Consider the following 18,623-nt stretch of genomic DNA (forward strand, 5'->3'; position numbering starts at 1 on the left):
GAACCGCTCCGGTTCGAGCCGCTCTCAGGTCGCGGGTCATGACTCAATCCCTTCAATAAATGTTTTGACAAACCGGGGAGCGGGCACACCAAAGTCGGTCGCTTTCGCGCGTGCGAAAGCGACCACCAATCTTTGTGAGTGTTTCCCCTGGTCGGGTGAATGATCAGACGGGTGCCCGCCGACCGGCGCGTCGCGGCGCCGGGGTGATCAGGCGGGTAGGGCCGTCAGGCGGGCAGGGCCGTCAGGCGGGCAGCAGGGCCAGCAGTCGTCGTTTCAGGATCTCGATGTGCTCGGCGTCGTAGAGGCCGGGGTCGTGGCTCGCCACGTCCCACAGGCCCTCGCAGGCCAGGCGCACGATCTGCGCCGCCTCCGGGTCGGGCTCGCTGTCGAGCCCCTCGCGGTGCCAGCGGGCCATCGCCACCCGGAGCGGGGCGAGAAGGTAGAGGTTGCCGGAGGCCCCGGTCACCACGGCCCAGCGCCGCAGCCTGCCGCTCTGCACGGCGGCGAACGTGGCCGCCAGGTAGTTCTTGGTATAGGTGTCGTGCCCCTGGGTCGCGACGAGTTCGTCGAACTCCTCGATCAGCCGCTCGACCATGCCCTTGATCAGGGCTTCCTTCGTGCCGAAGTGGTAGAGCAGGCCGCCCTTGCTGCAGCCGGCGCGCTCCGCGACGGTCGCCAGGGTGAGAGCCTGGGAGCCCTGGTCGCAGAGCAGATCCTCTGCCGCGTCCAACAGCTCTTCCCGTCTCATGGCGGTTACTGTACCGTCTGGACGGTTCAGTGGTCAACTCGGCGGATCAGGCCCTACATGGGCGCGGATACGCTTGGAAGGTTGACAGCGAGTTGGGGGAGGGGAATGCGGCCGTGAAGTCCGCCTATCTCGATCACGCGGCGACCACGCCGATGCTTCCCGAGGCGATCGAGGCGATGACAGCCCAGCTCGGCCAGGTCGGCAACGCGTCCTCCCTGCACGCCGCCGGCCGCCGCACCCGCCAGGTCGTGGAGGAGGCGCGGGAGACCATCGCCGCCGCGCTCGGTGCCAGGCCCAGCGAGGTCGTCTTCACCGCGGGCGGCACCGAGGCCGACAACCTCGCCGTCAAGGGCCTGTACTGGGCCCGCCGTGCCGGGGGGGCCGACAGGATCCTGATCAGCGCGGTGGAGCACCACGCCGCCCTGGACCCCGCCCACTGGCTGAGCGCCCACCAGGGCGCGACCGTCGAGCCGCTCGGCGTCGACGAGTTCGGCCGGGTGCACCCGCAGACCCTCCGCGACGCCATCGAGCGCGACCCGGACGGCGTCGCCCTGGTCAGCGTCATGTGGGCCAACAACGAGGTCGGCACCGTCCAGCCGGTCCACGAGCTCGCCGCGATCGCCGGGGAGTACGGCATCCCCTTCCACACCGACGCGGTCCAGGCCGTCGGCCAGCTCCCCGTGGTCTTCGCCGGCTCGGGGGTCGACGCGCTGACGCTCTCCGGGCACAAGGTCGGCGGCCCGATGGGCGTCGGTGCCCTGCTGCTCGCCCGGGGTGTCGACCCGGTGCCGGTGCTGCACGGCGGCGGCCAGGAACGCGACGTCCGCTCCGGCACGCTCGACGCCCCCTCCGTCGCCGGCTTCGCCACGGCGGTGCGGGCCGCGGTGGCCCGGCAGGCCGAGAGCTCGGCCCGGCTGACCGGGCTCCGCGACGACCTCATCCGCCGGGTCCGCCAGGCGGTGCCCGACGTGATCCTCAACGGCGATCCGGTGAACCGCCTTCCCGGCAACGCCCACTTCTCCTTCCCCGGCTGCGAGGGCGACGCCCTGCTCATGCTCCTGGACGCCAAGGGCGTGGAGTGCTCGACGGGCTCGGCCTGCTCGGCGGGGGTGGCGCAGCCGTCGCACGTGCTGCTCGCGATGGGCGCCGACGGGTTCCGGGCGCGCGGCTCGCTGCGCTTCTCCCTCGGTCACACCTCGACCGAGGAGGACGTGGACCGGCTGGCTGACGTCATCGGCCTCGTCGTCGAGCGCGCCCGCCGCGCGGGCCTGAGCTGATCGGTGCCGTACGGGGGCCCGTCGCATGGCTTCGGGGCCTCCCGGCCCGACCAGGTGGGCGCCGGCGCGGGTACGCTCAGGGGGTTATGAGTCTTCGTGTGCTTGCCGCCATGTCCGGTGGCGTCGACTCCGCCGTGGCGGCCGCCCGCATCGCCGAGGCGGGCCATGACGTCACCGGTGTCCACCTCGCCCTCTCCGCCAACCCCCAGTCCTACCGGACCGGCGCCCGCGGGTGCTGCACGGTCGAGGACTCGCGAGACGCCCGCAGGGCCGCCGACGTGATCGGCATCCCCTTCTACATATGGGACATGGCCGAGCGCTTCCACCGCGACGTCGTCGAGGACTTCGTCAGCGAGTACGCCGCCGGGCGCACCCCCAACCCGTGCCTGCGCTGCAACGAGAAGATCAAGTTCGAGGCGGTGCTCGACCGGGCCCTCGCGCTGGGCTTCGACGCGGTGGCCACCGGGCACCACGCGCGCGTCGCGGACGGCATTCTGAGCCGTAGCCCCGACCAGGGCAAGGACCAGTCGTACGTCCTGGGCGTGCTCACCAGGGAGCAGCTCGGTCACGCGATCTTCCCGCTGGGCGACTCCACCAAGGCCCAGGTGCGCGAGGAGGCCGCGCGGCGCGGTCTGATGGTGGCCGACAAGCCCGACAGCCACGACATCTGCTTCATCGCCGACGGCGACACCCGGGGCTTCCTCGCCGACCGCCTCGGCACGGAGCGGGGCCCGATCGTCGACGAGTCCGGCGAGGTGGTGGGCGGCCACGAGGGCGCCTACGGCTTCACCGTCGGCCAGCGCAAGGGCCTGCGCATCGACCGCCCGGCCCCCGACGGCCGCCCGCGTTACGTGCTGTCCATCGAGCCGGTCTCCAACACGGTCACCGTCGGCCCGCGCTCGTCCCTCGAGGTCACGACCATCGTCGCGGAGCGGCCGGTCTGGAACGGCCCGGTGGAGGAGCCGCGCGAGCCGCTGGCCTGCACGGTCCAGCTCCGCGCGCACGGCGAGGTGTACGGCTGCCGTGCCCAGCTCTCCGGCGGGGAGGTCCACATCACGCTGGACGGCCCGGCCACCGGGGTCGCGGCGGGCCAGGCGGCCGTGCTCTACCTCGGCGACACCGTGATCGGCTCGGCCACCATCGCCTCGGCCTCCTGAACCCGCTCCCTGAGCCCGCTCCCCGCGCGCGTCCTAAGGCAGGGTGACCGACTCGCCGGGCTTGAGGCGGCGCATGTCGGCCTTCTGCCCGTCGGACTCCATCTCCAGCCACATGTCGACCAGGCGGAGCCCGATGTCGTTGAGCAGGCCGTCGTGGGTGGAGAAGGCGCGGGCGGGGCGGACCTGGCGGAGATACCCGACCATCTCCGACGCCTTCATCCACGGCGCGTTGGTCGGCACCATGAGCGTGGGCACCTCGACACCCGGCGGGGTGAACGCGTCACCCGGGTAGAAGACCTCCTCGTCCACCAGGAAGCCGACGTTGCGCACGATCGGCAGGTCCGGGTGGTTGGGGGCGTGCCACTCGCCGACGACCCTCACCCCGAAACCGGCCGTGTCGAAGGTGTCGCCGTGCCGTACGACCTGGATCTCGGCGGGGACGTCGGTGAGCGTGGCGGCCACGCCCTCGTTGGTCCAGATCTGCAGGGACGGGTCGGCCTCGGCGGCCCGGCGCAGCCGGTCGGCGTCCACGTGGTCGAAGTGCTCGTGGGTGATGAGCACGGCCCGCGCCCCGTCGAGCGCGGACTCCTCGCTGAAGGAGCCCGGGTCGATCACGAGGGCGGAGCCGTCCTTCTCCAGGCGGACACACGCGTGCCCGAATTTCGTGAGTCTCATCTCTTCACTTTATGGGCGGGCGGATCATGGTTCCGCGAGGGCGGGACACGCGCGGGAGGCTGCCGGGAAGGCGCCGCCCCCCGCGCGGTCCGGTCAGGTGATCACGGGCGGTGCGATACCGCCGTCACCACCCCATACGTCCTCGTCCTCGGTGAGCCAGGTGGAGCGTTCGCGGTCCTGGTTCCCCTCGCCCGCCGCGCCGCCCATCGGCATGAACGGCATGCCACCCATGCCCATGCCGCGGCCGTCGGCCCGCGGGCCACCGGCGGCGCCGAAGCCGCCGCCGGTCCCCGCGGCGCCACCGGTACCGACCCAGGAGGTCGGCCCGGCGGAGCCGTTCTGGCCGAGCGAGGTGGGGCCCGGGCCCCCTCCGCCGCCCCCGGAGTAGGTGGGCAGGCCGGTGCCGGGGCCGGTGCCGGGGCCGAGTCCCGTGCCGGGGCCGAGACCGGTGCCGGGGCCGAGACCGGTGCCGGGCCCCGTGCCGGGACCGCCCGGCACGGTGGGCTCGAAACCGGCCAGCCTGGTGTTGCGCGGATCGTTCGGATCCAGGCCCGCGTTCGGGTTGTTCGGGTTGTTCGGGTTCAGGCCCGTCGGGTCGGTGTAGCCGGGCGGGAGGGTGCCGTTCCCCGGGGGGCCGCCCGTGCCGGGACCGCTCGTGCCGGGACCGCCCGGATAGGCCGGGTTGGAGATGTCCGGGTAACCGCCCGTACCCGGACCGCCCGTACCCGGACCGCCCGTACCCGGGCCTCCCGGGTAGCCGTCCGAGAAGCCGGGCAGGTTTCCGGTGCCGGTGTACCCGGCACCCCCGCCGGGATAGCCGGCCCCGCCGGGGTACCCGGCACCACCGGGATAACCGGCACCGCCGGGGTAGCCTCCCCCGGTGCCCGGGTAACCCCCGCCGCCGCCGTTGTAGTTCTGGTTGGTGAGCGGGGGCGTCGTCGGGTCGTTCAGCCGGGGCAGGTCCTTCTCCACGGTCGCGGGGATGTTGTCGTAGAGGATGACCAGTTCCTCGTTGAGCGCCATCAGGTCCTCGCGGGCGAGGTCGTTCTCCGACTTGTCGGTGAAGATGATCCCGCCGAACGTCCCCAGGTTGTAGTTGTCGCCCGGCATGAGGTCCAGCCCGTCGTCGAACTCGAACGCGCCGCTCTTGGCCGCGTTGTCGATGTAGGAGGGGAGGATCTCCTTGCCGTAGTAGACCAGCGGGGGGCCGAGCTGGCCGCAGCGGAGTGCCAGCTCGTTGACCGTCTTGTGGACGAGCTGGAGCGCCTTCTGCGCCTCGATCGAGGCGTCACCGCTCCATACTTTCGCCAGCTCTCCGGCGACCTCTCTGATCAGGCTCTGACTGCCGTTCAGCATGGTCGTCGCGAGGTTGTAGGTGTGTCCCGCGTCCTCGATGGCCCGCGGGTTGGTGGCCTTCAGCAACTCCCGGATCTCGGTCGCGCTGTACTCGCGGTAGTGGTCCCGGCTGCCGATCCCCGGGCTGCTCTCGCCGTCGAACTTGATGTGGTGAATCGCATGGTCGCTGCCCATCGCGTCTCACCCCCCCTTGTTCGTGGTGCTGGCCTGCTCGGCGTCCTCGTAGTTGTAGGCGACGACCCGCAGCAGGTGGATCGCCGCCCGGTACTTGACGATCGTGTCCTGATAGACGCCGCTGATTTTCACGTGGGCCTTCTGCGTGACCCTGGCGACGTCCTGGGCGGTGTCCCAGGTGCCGATATGGGCCTCGGTCAGGTTGGTCAGGGACCGTATGTCCGACAGCGATCCCTCGTTCGAGCCCTCCAGGCGTTCGAGGTCCTCCTCGAGGGCCTGGAGCAGCTTCTTGATCCGGTCGCGCTTGAGGTCGACGGTCGGGCGGTCCTTGTTGAGGCCTGGCCAGGCCGGACTTTTTTCCTCGGGAGGTGGCATGCCTCTTCTCCCCGTTACTGAGGGGCCGCGGCACCGCGCCGCGACCCGATCGGTTCTCCCCACCACGGAGAGGGCCGCGGCACCGCCGTGGCCCACCCGGTTCCTGGGATCAGCGTCCGTCGAACATCGTGACGTTGACCTTCTCGGTCATCGCGAAGTTCTCCCTGCCGATCTCGATGACGCCACCGAGGCGCTGGAGCAGCGCGGCCATCCGGCCGGACGCCGCGTCCCACTGGGCGCGGGCGCCGTAGTAGGCCGTGCGCGCGTCACCCTCCCAGTCGCCGAGCAACCGGTCGAGATCCCCTTCCAGGTTCTGGAGGGTGCCTTCCAGCATCTGCCACTGCCGGGCGAAGTCGCCGGCAGAGCGGTCCATCTGGCCGAAGTCGACAAGAGTGCGGTCGAAGTCGCTAGCCATGGTGATCCCCGTTCCGAATCCGTCAGCTGTTGATGTCGGCCCCGAGCCGCCTGGACACGGCGGTCTGGTTCTCCTGGGCGGTCTCGTAGTTCTTCTGGATGTTCTTGAGCTTGACGGACAGGCCCTCAAGCTCGCGCAGGATGTTGGTCATCTCGGTGCTCCAGGCGTTGAACACGCCGTCGAAGGAGACCGCGGACTGGCCGTCCCAGCCGGAGCGCAGCTCGCCCCGGTGGCCTTCGAGCTGGGTCTTGATCTGGTTGATCGTGGTTTTGGCGTCGTCGGTCTTCTGTGACGCCTCGCCAAGCCGCGAATGGGACGCGGAGGTCTTCTGAACCACGTGACACCTCCATGGTGCTCGACTGGCATAGGAGTTTCGATCATTACAAAGTGGACAGCGGGCGCATCTCTCACCAATAACGAACAGATATACCGTTGGTAACGGGAATCACGGTTGTCCCACGGGCACCGGCATTCCCGCCGCCGCCCGGCTGAGCGCGGGGCCCTGCGGGATCAGATGCACGATGTGCGCCGGCAGCGGCGCGACGTCCGCGGCGGTGTAGCCGAGGCTCGCCAGCGACTCCGTCGCGGTGATCGCGTGCCGCCGCCCCTGGTCGCTGATCAGGAAGACCGAGGTGACCGCGTCCAGCCTGCCGTTCCCCGGCAGCACGCCCACCAGCGACGCGGTCCCCGGCGGGAGCACGACCTGGTCCACCGAGTCCTGGTCGAACCGGCCCGCCGGCGGCGCGGGGATGCGCATGGTGCTGCCCACGGTCAGCCGCGCCCGGGTCGATCCGCGTTCGGTGTCGGTGTAGACCGCGCACACCGGCGAGGCGGGGTCGGGGGCGACGACCCGTGGCATGGCCGTGGGAAGCCCCGCCGGATCGAAGCGGGTGGCCGAGCGCCGCATCCCGTTCGCGGTCGGCGCGTCGATCTCCACGGCGCGCACCGGCGCCCTGCCGTACGCCTTCTTGCTGGCCGGGTCCTGGAGCAGGAGCTCGGCCTGGGCGGGTGTGAGCGCGGCCAGGCCGTCGGGGAGCAGGACGTACCACTTGGCCGCGCCGCCCGACGCCGAGCGCACGGTGTAGATCCGGCCCGCGACGGAACGCCTGCCGTCGGGGCCGCGCACCACCCTGCCGCGGGCGGCGAGCGCCGGGGCGCGGAAGTCGGGGCCGATGGGCAGCGCGTTGAGCCAGGCCGCGGGGACCTGCCGGGGCTGCTCCTCGGTCAGCGCCCGCAGGCTCTCCTGCGGCACCCGCATCCGCCGGTCCGACCAGAGCAGCCAGGTCTGCGAGCCCTCCTCCACGACCATCGCGGTGTTCTGCCCGATCGGGGTGCCGCCGACCGCGAAGCCGCCGATCAGCGAGGTGTGCGGGGTGCGCGTCCCGGTGGCGTCCACGCCCTCGACCACGCAGGCCGACCAGGGGGCGCGGACCAGCCGCCCGCGGGGCGGCAAAGACTCGGGGGCACCGGGGATGCCGACCAGGAGCCCGCGCGGGAAGCGCGTGAGCGACGCCGTGGAGACCGTGCGGACCGCCACGCCCTGCCCGCCGCCGAGCAGCAGCCGGGCCGAGGTGACGTTGGCGACCGGGATCATCTGGCCCCGCGTCGCGCTGTAGACGAAGGTCGCGCCCGACTCCTCCTCGACGATCACCGTTCCCGGCGCGGTGAGCGCGGTGGCGCCGCCGGGCTTCAGCAGGCCGTAGATGCCGAACGCCACCGCCACCAGCACCGCGACCAGCACGCCGCAGAACGTCGCGACGTTGTGCCTGCGCATCGGCGACTCGGGCACGTCGGGTTCGCCCTGCAGCAGGGCCATGCCCAGGCGCTGGGTCATCAGCCGGTGCGCCTGATAGAGATCACGACGGGTCTGCATCCCACCTCCGCCTCGCCGGGTGCGCGGTCGCCGACAGCATAGAAGCGTGATCGCCGGGCGGTGCACGGGACGCCGATGGTGAACGCCGGTGGTACCGGACGTTTCCGGCCGTCGGCGACCCCGTGAACAGGCCTTCGAGGTATGGGGAAGGGCCGGCTCCGGATGATAGGAGATGTCCGGGAACACGTGATCACGGAGGCCGGATGACCCAGGAGAAGTACGTCACCTCCAAGGCGATCGAGAGCATTCGCAAGGAGATCGAGGAGGACGTCATCCCGAGGATCAAGGAGATGCGCGCGATGCTGGGCGACACGACGGTCGGATTTCCCGGTTGGGGAGCGGTCGGCGAGCTCGCGGTCGGGATGCGCTACCGGGAGGTCCAGCGGGACGTCGGGGAGAAGTTCGACGACGCGGTGGAGGTGTTGGAGTCGTGGACGGTCGCGCTGACCACCGCCCGCGTCAACTGGCGGACCGCGGAGGACGACAGCACCGTCGTGTACCAGTGAACGTCGTGTACCAGGGGGAGATCTGACGTGACCGCGAGACCGGGGGGAAGGCCGAGCCCGCTGACGGCGGGCAGGAGCGCCAAGGGGGTGATCACGAACTCCAGCAAGGTCCTGTCCACCCTCAAGGGCGGTGCCAGGCTGGCGCCCACCGCCTGGGCGGGCGTGGCGATCGCGGGCACCGCCGTGGCGAACGTGCCGGGCATGGCCGACGCCTACAACAACTGGGAGTCCGTCCACTCGCGCCTGGACACCGCGGTGAAGAGCTACGTCGCCATCCTGCTCACCAAGGAGAAGGAGGGCTGGATCGCCGACGACAGGGAGGCGTTCGACGACGCCGTCCAGCGGATGCAGGAGGCGCTGGAGAGCCTGCGCGCCTACGTCAAGAACGTCGCCGGGATCGTGGACGAGCTGGGGGACGCCTACCGCGCGTACTGGCTCGCCATCGCCAAGATCGCGGCCACCCTGCTGGCCCTCGCCACGATCGCGGCGGCCATGCTGGCGACCCCGTACGCGGCCAACGCCATGGTCAACCTGAGGATGCTGGGCACCCTGGCCAGCCAGGTCATCGCCGTCTCGACCGGCGCGCTGGGCAGGCTCGTCGCCTCGGTGGCCGGGAGCATGTCGGTCTACTTCTCCGGCAAGGCGTGGGTCCAGTCGTTCAACCTGGAGCCCACCGGCTCGGCCAAGGTCGACTTCACGAAGGCGAGGATCGACCCCTCGCTCCTGCCGTACCGGCAGGCGCCCGCCGTCGCCCCCGGACAGGCGCCGCAGTTGCCCAAGGGCGGGACGTTCGAGTGGCTGTCCCCCAAGAAAGAGATGCCGGAGCCGTACAAGTGAGCGATCCCATCCCCGAGCACCTGCGCCTGGGAAACCCCGAGAACCTGCGCCTGGAGGACCTGGACGCCGTCGTGCGGCAGAGCGAGGAGACGCTGCGGCGGCTCGGCGGGGTCTTCGGCGAGCTGGAGACCGTCACCGGCGAGGGGTCCGGCGCCGACGGCCTGGCCCGTGCCCTGGTGGACGGCGCCGGGCGGATCAAGGAGATCACCCTTGAGCCGCGCATCATGCGCCTGGACAGCCAGGCCGTCGCCGAGGCGGTGACCGAGGCGGTCCGCGCCGCCCAGGAGGCCGCCGGGCGCGCGAACGAGGAACTGCTCCGCGCCGCGACCGGCGGCGATCCGATCCCGCTGGACATGGCCGACGCCCGGCGCCGTTTCGAGGACATCGGCCAGGACCTGGCCCGCACCCTGGACGACCTGGGACGAGACTGACCGTGCCGTCCGGGCGGGACCCGGACGGCACGGGCCCCCGGGCCGGGGAACCCCGGTCAGCCCGACAGGCCCCTGACGGCCGCGTACACGTCCATCACCCCGAGCGCGAGCGGGAGCAGGGCCAGGATCAGGCAGAACTCCACGATGTCCCCCGCGCGTCCCCAGAACGGGGAGGGGCGCCGCTGCGGGAGGAACAGCGCCATCCCGCCCGCCAGCGCCGCCGCGCACACCAGGCCGATCGTCACCGCGAAGGCCGAGCCCGGCGTGGTGAACGCCACGCCCAGGACCAGCGCCAGCAGCCCGGCCAGTCCCGAGCCGAGCAACCAGAGGCGCTGGCCGGTCCCCTGGAAGACGCGGGCGCGCATCAGCAGAGCCAGCGAGAGCGTGACCAGGGTCGCGGGGGCGGTCCACCCGCTCGCGGTGAGCAGGACCGGCAGCGTGCCCAGCGCCACCAGGGCGACGCCCGCGGTCAGGCCGGTCGCGAACCGCTCGGCCTCCGTCGCGCGCCTCCGGATGTCCGCGCCGTCGATGTCGTCGGTGTCGCCGCGCAGTTCCTCGGCGTTGGTGGGCAGCGTGGGCAGCGGGAGCCTCGCCAGCCGGAAGGACGTCGTCGGGATGAGGGGGGCGCAGGCCAGGGTTATCGCGGCGGCCAGCGCGGCCACCCCGGCGGCGGGCGCCCCGGTGAACATGACGACCGCCGAGCAGATCGTCCCGATCACCGCGGCCAGCCCGACGCCGAAGAAGTTGGGCAGTCCCTCGGCGACGACCCAGCCGGTCACGGTGGCGACCAGCGCGGTCACCGCGAACCCGGCCAGCAGGTTGGGCGCTCCGAACACGGCGGGACCGGCGGGGGGAGCCGGTACGCAGGCCCCGGCCAGGAAGGCGTGCGGCAGCGCGGTGTAGCCGATGGTCGCACCGGCCCGGCCGTCGCCCACGGCCCTGGAGAGCGCGGCGCTCGCCACGACGGCGAGGATCGCGCACGCCCCGGCGAAGGCGACGACCGGCCCCCAGGGCGGCCCGCTCACCACGAGCACCGCGAACGCGGCGATCATCGACAGCGCCGCGGTGCCCAGCCCCACGCCCCTGGTGTGCGCGGCCCGCCAGCGGCCGGTCCGCTCCTTGACGCCGGTCGCCACGGTGTCGGCGACGTCATCGAAGATCGCCTCGGGCAGCTGGGACGAGCGGGGGAGCAGGTAGAGGACCTCGCCGTCCCTGATGCCCAGCTCGGACAGGCCCGCGCCCGAGGGCATGGGGGCCGCGCCGATCCGCTGGAGCCCCCAGCCGCCGGCGGGCGCGATCTGCTCGGCGCTCTCGCCGGTGGCGGCGAGCAGATCGGGCAGCAGGTGGGAGAGGGGGAGGTCCGCGGGCACCGCGAGGTCGACCCGGCGGCGCGGGGTGACGACGGTGATGCGGCACAGGGGGATTGCGGTCACCTGGTTCACAGGGCGCATGGTAGTCACCTCCGCGATCGCCCGGCACCCGCCGGGGTCGCGAGGTGCGCGGTGTTCACCCCGCGATCACCCGGCGCTCATCCGGCCCGAGGTGCGCGGGGATCACCCGGCGCTCATCCGGTCCGCGGTGCGCGGTGTTCATCCCGCGATCGTCCGGTGCTCATCCGGCCCGCGGTGCGCGGGATACACCTCCGCGATCATCCGGTATCGGTCCCGAGGCGTTCTCGAAGATTCCGTCGAACCCGGGGGGCGGTTTCGCTACGGTACTTCGGACTGGACAATATTTGCTTAACTCACATCGGGGGCGAAGTGGGCATCGTGGTCGTCCGGCGTCCCGAGCGGCGTCCACCTCCGGCGGCGCCGCGCGGCGAGATCCTCCTGGAGTCGCCACCCGAGATCCCGGAGACCACCTCGGCGGGATTCACGCAGGTGCTCATGTACCTGCCGATGGTGGCCGGCGGCGCCGCGATGGGGCTGATGTTCGCCGGGGGCGGCGGCGGGAACCCGATCATGTACGTGGCCAGCGGCATGTTCGCGCTCTCCATGGTCGGCATGACCATCGGCCAGATGGGCCGGGCGGGCGGGGAGCGCAAGCAGCGGCTCAACGGCCTGCGCCGCGACTACTTCCGCTACCTGTCCCAGACCCGCGCCAAGGTCAGGCGCGCGGCGGCCAGGCAGCGCGAGGCGCTCAACTGGAACGGCCCCGACCCCGACATCCTCTGGACGATCGCGCTGAGCGCCCGCCTGTGGGAGCGGCGGCCCTCGGACGCCGACTTCGGCGCCGTCCGGGTGGGTACCGGCTCCCAGCGCCTGGCCGTCCAGCTCGTACCGCCGGAGTCCAAGCCGGTCGAGGACCTGGACGCCATGTCCGCCGGGGCGCTGCGCCGCTTCGTCCGCGCCCACTCGACGGTGGCGGACCTGCCCATCGCCATCTCCCTGCACTCCTTCGCCAGGGTCAGGCCCACCGGCCCGGAGGCGGCCGTCCGCGACATGGTCAGGGCGCTCGTCGGCCAGCTGGCCGTCTTCCACTCGCCGGACGAGCTCAGGATCGCGGTGTGCGCGTCCAAGGAGTGGATGGCCCACTGGGAGTGGATCAAGTGGCTCCCGCACGCCCTGCACCCGCACGAGGCCGACGCCGCGGGACCCGTCCGCCTCATGACCGACGACCTGGGCGAGCTCGACCGGCTGCTGGGCGCCGACTTCAAGAACCGGGCCCGGTTCAAGCCGGGCGTCTCCGCCGAGGCGCTCCCGTACCACATCGTGATCATCGACGGCGGGCACGTCCCGCAGGACTCCCCGCTGGGCGCCGACGCGATCGAGGGGGTCACCCTCATCGACCTCGACGGGACCACCACCCCGGCGGGCGAGAAGACGATGCTCAGGCTGCGCGTCACCGAGGACTCGTTCAGCCGGGTCACCACCGACCAGGCGGGCAAGGAGGTCGTCACGCCGCTCGGCAAACCCGACCGGTTCTCGTACCTGCAGGCCGACGGGCTCGCCAGGCGGCTGGCCCCGCTGCGCGGCTCCCCGGCCGGGGCCGGGGGCGGTGACGCGCTCGCCGCCGACACCACGCTGGCCGAGCTGCTGGGGCTCGGCGACGCCGAGAGGCTGGACCCGGCGCTGCTCTGGCGTCCCAGGGCGCCGCGCAACCGGCTGCGGGTGCCGATCGGCGTCGGGACCGACGGGCGCCCGGTCGAGCTGGACATCAAGGAGTCGGCGCAGGGCGGCATGGGCCCGCACGGCCTGGTCATCGGCGCCACCGGCTCCGGCAAGAGCGAACTGCTGCGCACGCTGGTGCTCGGGCTCGCCGTCGCGCACTCGTCGGAGGTCCTGAACCTCGTGCTCGTCGACTTCAAGGGCGGCGCGACCTTCCTGGGCATGGACTCCCTGCCGCACGTCTCGGCCGTCATCACCAACCTCGCCGACGAGCTGCCGCTGGTCGACCGCATGCACGCCGCCCTGCACGGCGAGATGGTACGGCGCCAGGAGCTGCTGCGCGCCGCCGGGAACTACGCCTCGCTGCGCGACTACGAGCAGGCCAGGGAGCAGGGGGCCGACCTGCGCCCGATGCCCACCCTCTTCGTGGTGCTGGACGAGTTCAGCGAGCTGCTGTCGGCCAAGCCCGAGTTCATCGAGCTCTTCGTGATGATCGGCCGTCTCGGCAGATCCCTGGGGGTGCACCTGCTATTGGCCTCGCAGCGGCTGGAGGAGGGCAGGCTGCGCGGCCTGGACACCCACCTGTCGTACCGGATCGGCCTGCGGACCTTCTCGGCGATGGAGAGCCGGGTGGTGCTCGGCGTGACCGACGCCTACGAGCTGCCCTCGGCGCCGGGCAACGCCTTCCTGAAGTTCGACACCACCGGGATGGTCCGCTTCAAGGCCGCGTACGTCTCCGGGCCCTACACCCCCGAGCGGCGGGTCGTGCGGCGCGAGCGGGCCGAGGGGCGGCAGATCGTCCCGTACGGTCCCGCCTACATCGCGCCTCCCGTCCAGGCCGAGCCCGAGGAGGAACCGGAGGCCGTCAGCGCGGGGCGCGACACGCTGCTCGACGTCGTGGTCCGCAGGCTGGGCGGGCAGGGCCCGCCCGCGCACCGGATCTGGCTGCCGCCGCTGGCCGAGCCGCCCTCGCTGGACCAGCTCCTGCCGCCCCTGTCCGTCACCCCGCAGCACGGGCTGACGACCGCGCACTGGCAGGGACGCGGGGGGCTGCACGCGCTGCTCGGCGTCGTCGACCGTCCCTTCGAGCAGCGGCGCGACCCGTACTGGCTCGACCTGTCGGGCGCCGCCGGGCACCTGGCCGTGGCCGGCGGCCCGCAGAGCGGCAAGAGCACCGTGCTGCGTACGCTGATCGCCGGTCTCGCCCTCACCCACACCCCCGCCGAGGTGCAGTTCTACTGCCTGGACTTCGGCGGCGGCGCCCTCGCCTCGCTGGAGGGCCTGCCGCACGTCGGCGGGGTGGCCAACCGGCTGGACACCGACCGGGTCCGCCGCACCGTCGCCGAGGTCACCACGCTGCTCGCGCGGCGAGAGCGCGAGTTCGCCGAGCTGGGCATCGACTCGATCTCCACCTACCGGCGCCAGATCGCCGCGGGGACCGTGGACCCCGGCGGCTTCGGGGACGTCTTCCTCGTGGTCGACGGCTGGCTCACGGTCCGCCAGGAGTTCGAGTCGCTGGAGCCCACGATCACCGAGCTGGCCGCCCGCGGCCTCAGCTACGGCATCCATGTGATCGCGGCGACCAACAAGTGGTCGGAGTTCCGGCCGTCCATCCGCGACCTGTTCGGCTCCCGGGTGGAGCTGAGGCTGGGCGACGCCTACGAGTCCGAGGTGAACCGCAGGACCGCGATGGCGGTTCCCGAGGGCGTGCCGGGGCGCGGCCTGACCCGCGACGGCCTGCACTTCCTGAGCGCGCTGCCCCGCGTCGACGGCGGCGACCAGAGCGACGACCTGCCCGTCGCCACCCGGGCGATGGTCGAGTCCGTCGCCGCCGCCTGGCAGGGCCCGCCCGCCCCCAGGGTGCGGCTGCTGCCCGCCGTCCTCGCGCCGGAGAGCCTGCCGGGCCCCGGGGAGACCGGCGCGCGCATCCCGCTGGGCATCGACGAGAGCACCCTCTCGCCGGTGCTCGCCGACTTCGACGCCGACCCCCACCTGGTCGTCTTCGGCGACAACGAGAGCGGCAAGTCCAACCTGCTGCGCCTGGTGGCCGAGGGCGTCGTGGCCCGCCACGAGCCCTCACAGGCCCGCCTCGTCGTCATCGACTACCGCCGCTCGCTGCTGGACGCCGCCTACACCGAGCACCGCATCGGGTACGCGGCCTCCTCGACCGCCGCCACCGAGTTCATCGGCGAGATCAGGGAGTCACTGATCAAGCGGCTCCCCCCGGCGAACCTCTCGCCCGAGGAACTGCGGTCGCGCGGCTGGTGGAAGGGGGCGGACATCTACATCGTGGTCGACGACTACGACGTGGTGGCCTCGGGCGCCAACCCGCTCGGCCCGCTGCTCGACCTGCTGCCCCAGGCCCGCGACATCGGCCTGCACCTGGTGCTGGCCCGCGCGATGGGCGGCGCGGGACGGGCGATGTTCGACCCGGTGCTCCAGCGGCTCAAGGACATGGCCACCCCGGCCGTCATGATGTCGGGCCACAAGGACGAGGGCGTGCTGTTCGGGGTGCGCCCGCACGCGCTGCCGCCGGGCCGCGCCTATCTCTCCGACCGGAGGAACGGGGTGCGCCTCATCCAGACCGCGTTCGTCGCCCAGCCCGAGCCCGAGAAGTGAACGGCGATCAACGATGAAGGGTGTTTTTTCGTAACAAAAGATGACTAGCGTCACCCCCTGAACGTGTGTCACGTTCAGGGGATCTCTTGGCACACTCTCCGGAGCCGACGGACATCAGTCCGACCGACCTGAAAAAACGCGAGGAAGACTTCCACGCCGAGAGCGGCGAGCTCGGCAGGGCCTTCACCAAGGCCGTGAACGACCTCGAGGCCCTCGGCAACTTCTGGGGCGACGACGAGGTCGGCCAGGAGTTCGCGGGCACCTCGCACGGCCCGCCCGCCTGACCGGGACCGCGCACCTCCCGTACCCCTTTCCCGCACCTTTGGAAGTCCGGCCCCGGGCCTTCGCCCGGGGCCGGACCCCGTCGTCGGGGCGGTGAACCGGCCGGCGGTCAGCCTCCTAAGGGGTCCTCCAGGAGCGAGTTCAGCAGCGCGCCGGCCTGCTCGGTGGCGTCACCGACGGCCTCGCCCGAGGCCGCCAGGATCGCCTCCGCGAGAGCTTCGGAGCCCAGGCGGAGGGCGCGCGGGTCGATGTGGAGGGCCGCCGGCGCGCCGCCGGCCAGCACCTCCACCGACACTTGGCCGCCGGCCGCCTCGCCGCGCCCCCTGGCCTCGGCCAGGCTCCGGCCGACCTCCTGCATCCGGGTCGTCTGCCCCTCGATCACCGCGAGAAGCCGGTCCGTCTCCGGATCACCGGTCGGTGAGTACGGCCCGCCGGACATGCCGGGCACGCTCCCCCGCCCGCCGCGCATCACTTACAGCTCCCCCAGTCGAGAGCGGAGGAGCCGGAGGGCGTGCCACCGTTGAGGCGCACGCACTTGCCCTGGGCCGGGAGGACGACCGGGCCCGCGTAGTACTCGTAGTTACCGCGGTCGCTCTTGGACGGACCACCCTGCACCTCGAGGGTGACCCAGAGCGGGGAGGCGACGCCCACGTCCATGCTCTTCAGGGTGACCACGCAGGTGTTCTTCGTGACGCTGTTGAAGAGCTGGTAGACGGTCCCGCCCTTGAACGGGGCCTGCCGCTGCACCGAGTAGTTCAGCCCGCAGACCTTCTCCGGGGTGTAGGGGTTGGTGCGCTGTACCGGCGGCGGGGACGACGGTCGCACGGCCGGGGGCGTGGGCGTGGGCGAGGTGGGCCGCACCGTCGGCTTGCTCGTCTGCGAGGGCTTGGCGGGCTGTGAGGGCCTCGCCGTCTGTGAGGGCTTGGGGGGTTGCGAGGGCCTCGCCGTCTGCGAGGGCCTGGCGGACTGCGAGGGCTTGACGGACGGTCTGGCCGGCGTCGGGGTGGGAGTCAGGCCGGGGGTTCCCTGGGGCAGGGTCGGCGTCGGGGTGGGAGTCGGCCCCGGAGTGCCCGGCGGGGCCGGGGTGGGGGTCGGGCTCGGGACCGGGGTCGGCGTCCCGGTCGGAGGCTGCTCCGGCTCGACGGTCAGGGACGGGGTCGGCGTCGGCGTCGGCTGGACCGCCGACGTGGACGACGCCGCGGCGGAGGGCACCCCGGCCGTGGGCGTCGGCACCGCGGGCACGGTCGGAGCCGTGGTGAGCGGCGCCGTCGGCACCGGCACCGGAGGATCGGTGTACGCGCCGATGGTCGGGACCTGGGGCAGGGCGGTGGGGGCGTCGCTGGGCAGCTGCAGCGGCCCCACCTCCGCGACCTGGGGGTCGGGCGTCGTACCCCAGGGCACGGTCACCTTGCCCGCGGGGTCGTCACCGGTGTTCTGCACCGGGTCCTGCCCCTGCGGCTCGTCCCGTGACTGGTCCGCCAGCCCGAGAGACACCTCGGGCATCGCGCCGTCGGCGGAGGCCCGCTCCAGCTCGCTCAGGGCGGTGTACCGCCCGGCGGCCCACAGCCCCAGGCCGGAGAGCAGGACGATCACGCCGACGCAGGCGGCCAGCGCCATCGAGAAGTTGCCCGTCCTCGGACGGTTCCCGGCGGCGTTCGCGGGCGCCGGGGCCGGGGTGGCGGGAGCGGGGGACGCGCCCCGGGGAAGCTGCGGAGCTCCCCAGACCGACGTCGCGGGCTCCGCCTGTCGCGGCACGGCCGCGCCGGGAATGTTCTGGTCAGGCGGGGAGCCGTCCCCGCGCGTGGCCCCCGTGACGTCCGCACCGGGCCGCGCCTCCGCGCCGCCATCCGCTCCGATGTCCGTCCCGGCAGCCGAGACGGTGCCGGAGACGAGACCGGGGAGAGGGAGGAGCGCGGGATCGGCGGCGGCGCCGGGGAGGGGAGCCGGCGCGTCCGGCGCCTCGGGCTCACCGAGCAGGCGCAGCATGGCGGCCTTGGCGTCCGGGCGCTCCTGCGATCGCTTGTCCAGGCAGGCGACGAGGACGGGCCGGAGCTCCGCGGGCAGGCCGGTCAGGTCCGCGGGGCCCTCCAGGACCCTCTCCGGCCGGCCGCCGAAGGGCGGCCGGCCGGTCGCGGCGTAGACGACCGTGGCCGCCCAGGCGAAGAGGTCCGCGGGCCTGCTCGCCTCCGGCGCCGAGGGGGCGGAGGAGGCGGCCTCCTCGCGGATGTGCTCGGGCGCGCGGTAGTCCGGCTCCCGCTCGCCCGTGACGGGGTCGAGCCCGATGTCGAAGACGCGGGGACCGTCCGGGCCGAGCAGGACGGTGTCCGGGGTGAGCGACCCGTGGGCGAGGCCGGACAGGTGGAGGGCGGTCAGCGCGGTGAGCGTGCCGACGGCGAACCGCTCCAGCGCGTCACCCGTGAGCGGCCCGTCCCCGGCCACCGCCTGCCGCAGCGTGGGTCCCTCGACGTGCTCGCGGACCACGTACGGGCGGTCGTCGAACCAGCCGACCTCCAGCAGCCTGGCGGTGTGCGCCCCGGAGGCGCGCTTGGCGGCGTGCAGTTCGTTCGTGATCCGCTCCCGCACCCGGGGGTCGGGGGCCTCCGGCTCTGCGGCCAGGAGGCGGATGACGCGGATGGTGTCGTCGTCGGGAAGATGTCCCAGGTAGACGGCGTGTTCCGGATCCGGGTCGAGCCGGCCGACCAGGATGTGCACGCCGATGCGCTTGGGATCTTCAGGCAGTAATGGGTGCAAATACCCCATTGCATTCCTTCCAGCACAGCTGTCAATAAAG

General features: G+C 72.6%; 17 protein-coding genes. 7 read left to right on the plus strand and 10 right to left on the minus strand.

Going from position 1 to position 18,623, the window contains the following annotated elements; translation table 11 throughout:
• Positions 1–241 precede the first annotated feature (241 nt).
• Entirely contained in the window at positions 242–748 is a 507-nt protein-coding gene (locus tag AB0G15_RS28240) for a TetR/AcrR family transcriptional regulator (RefSeq protein WP_362696746.1), read from the minus strand.
• Between the two features lie 113 nt (positions 749–861).
• Here AB0G15_RS28240 and AB0G15_RS28245 point away from each other — a divergent pair, with 113 nt between their 5' ends.
• Positions 862–2,025, plus strand: a complete 1,164-nt coding sequence (locus AB0G15_RS28245; RefSeq protein WP_362845550.1) for a cysteine desulfurase family protein — start codon at positions 862–864, stop codon at positions 2,023–2,025.
• 86 nt (positions 2,026–2,111) lie between these two features.
• A complete protein-coding gene (gene mnmA / locus AB0G15_RS28250) occupies positions 2,112–3,182 on the plus strand; it encodes a tRNA 2-thiouridine(34) synthase MnmA (protein WP_362845552.1) in 1,071 nt (356 codons plus the stop codon).
• A gap of 33 nt (positions 3,183–3,215) precedes the next feature.
• On the opposite strand, the gene AB0G15_RS28255 is transcribed toward mnmA, so the two are convergent.
• From AB0G15_RS28255 to eccB, 6 genes are all read right to left on the minus strand, one after another.
• Complete coding sequence (locus AB0G15_RS28255; RefSeq protein WP_362845554.1) at positions 3,216–3,857, minus strand: MBL fold metallo-hydrolase; 642 nt, start codon at positions 3,855–3,857, stop codon at positions 3,216–3,218.
• A gap of 93 nt (positions 3,858–3,950) precedes the next feature.
• On the minus strand, positions 3,951–5,387 hold the full coding sequence (locus AB0G15_RS28260; RefSeq protein ID WP_362845556.1) for a hypothetical protein: 1,437 nt from the start codon (positions 5,385–5,387) through the stop codon (positions 3,951–3,953).
• Between the two features lie 6 nt (positions 5,388–5,393).
• Positions 5,394–5,762, minus strand: coding sequence for a hypothetical protein (locus AB0G15_RS28265; protein WP_362845558.1), 369 nt, complete (start codon positions 5,760–5,762; stop codon positions 5,394–5,396).
• Between the two features lie 109 nt (positions 5,763–5,871).
• Entirely contained in the window at positions 5,872–6,177 is a 306-nt protein-coding gene (locus AB0G15_RS28270) for a WXG100 family type VII secretion target (protein WP_344917995.1), read from the minus strand.
• Between the two features lie 22 nt (positions 6,178–6,199).
• On the minus strand, positions 6,200–6,514 hold the full coding sequence (locus AB0G15_RS28275; protein WP_362845560.1) for a WXG100 family type VII secretion target: 315 nt from the start codon (positions 6,512–6,514) through the stop codon (positions 6,200–6,202).
• Between the two features lie 108 nt (positions 6,515–6,622).
• Positions 6,623–8,050 (minus strand): type VII secretion protein EccB, encoded by a 1,428-nt coding sequence (gene eccB / locus AB0G15_RS28280; protein ID WP_362845562.1) that lies wholly within the window; start codon positions 8,048–8,050, stop codon positions 6,623–6,625.
• A 203-nt stretch (positions 8,051–8,253) separates the two neighbouring features.
• Here eccB and AB0G15_RS28285 point away from each other — a divergent pair, with 203 nt between their 5' ends.
• The 3 genes from AB0G15_RS28285 to AB0G15_RS28295 are packed head-to-tail and all read left to right on the plus strand — an operon-like array spanning position 8,254 to position 9,824.
• Complete coding sequence (locus AB0G15_RS28285; RefSeq protein ID WP_362845564.1) at positions 8,254–8,556, plus strand: hypothetical protein; 303 nt, start codon at positions 8,254–8,256, stop codon at positions 8,554–8,556.
• A gap of 27 nt (positions 8,557–8,583) precedes the next feature.
• Positions 8,584–9,393: a hypothetical protein gene (locus AB0G15_RS28290; protein ID WP_362845566.1), complete on the plus strand. Its 810-nt coding sequence runs from the start codon at positions 8,584–8,586 to the stop codon at positions 9,391–9,393.
• Positions 9,390–9,824 (plus strand): YbaB/EbfC family nucleoid-associated protein, encoded by a 435-nt coding sequence (locus AB0G15_RS28295; RefSeq protein ID WP_362845568.1) that lies wholly within the window; start codon positions 9,390–9,392, stop codon positions 9,822–9,824. Before AB0G15_RS28290 ends, AB0G15_RS28295 begins: the two co-directional genes overlap by 4 nt.
• 56 nt (positions 9,825–9,880) lie before the next feature.
• Here AB0G15_RS28295 and eccD read toward each other — a convergent pair whose 3' ends face one another.
• The gene (eccD, locus tag AB0G15_RS28300) at positions 9,881–11,275 is read right to left on the minus strand and encodes a type VII secretion integral membrane protein EccD (protein WP_362845570.1); all 1,395 of its coding nucleotides are present in this window, start codon (positions 11,273–11,275) and stop codon (positions 9,881–9,883) included.
• 309 nt (positions 11,276–11,584) lie between these two features.
• Between eccD and eccCa the strand changes: the two genes are divergently transcribed.
• Together eccCa and AB0G15_RS28310 are read left to right on the plus strand one after the other, a co-directional pair.
• Entirely contained in the window at positions 11,585–15,550 is a 3,966-nt protein-coding gene (gene eccCa, locus AB0G15_RS28305) for a type VII secretion protein EccCa (RefSeq protein ID WP_362845572.1), read from the plus strand.
• 86 nt (positions 15,551–15,636) lie between these two features.
• A complete protein-coding gene (locus tag AB0G15_RS28310) occupies positions 15,637–15,834 on the plus strand; it encodes a hypothetical protein (RefSeq protein WP_362845574.1) in 198 nt (65 codons plus the stop codon).
• Positions 15,835–15,941: 107 nt separating this feature from the next.
• On the opposite strand, the gene AB0G15_RS28315 is transcribed toward AB0G15_RS28310, so the two are convergent.
• Together AB0G15_RS28315 and AB0G15_RS28320 are read right to left on the minus strand one after the other, a co-directional pair.
• A complete protein-coding gene (locus AB0G15_RS28315; protein WP_362845664.1) occupies positions 15,942–16,301 on the minus strand; it encodes a YbaB/EbfC family nucleoid-associated protein in 360 nt (119 codons plus the stop codon).
• Complete coding sequence (locus AB0G15_RS28320) at positions 16,301–18,592, minus strand: serine/threonine protein kinase (RefSeq protein ID WP_362845576.1); 2,292 nt, start codon at positions 18,590–18,592, stop codon at positions 16,301–16,303. Before AB0G15_RS28320 ends, AB0G15_RS28315 begins: the two co-directional genes overlap by 1 nt.
• Between the last annotated feature and the right edge of the window lie 31 nt (positions 18,593–18,623).

The sequence above is a fragment of the Streptosporangium sp. NPDC023825 genome (genome assembly GCF_040639575.1).
Taxonomy (GTDB): Bacteria; Actinomycetota; Actinomycetes; order Streptosporangiales; family Streptosporangiaceae; genus Streptosporangium.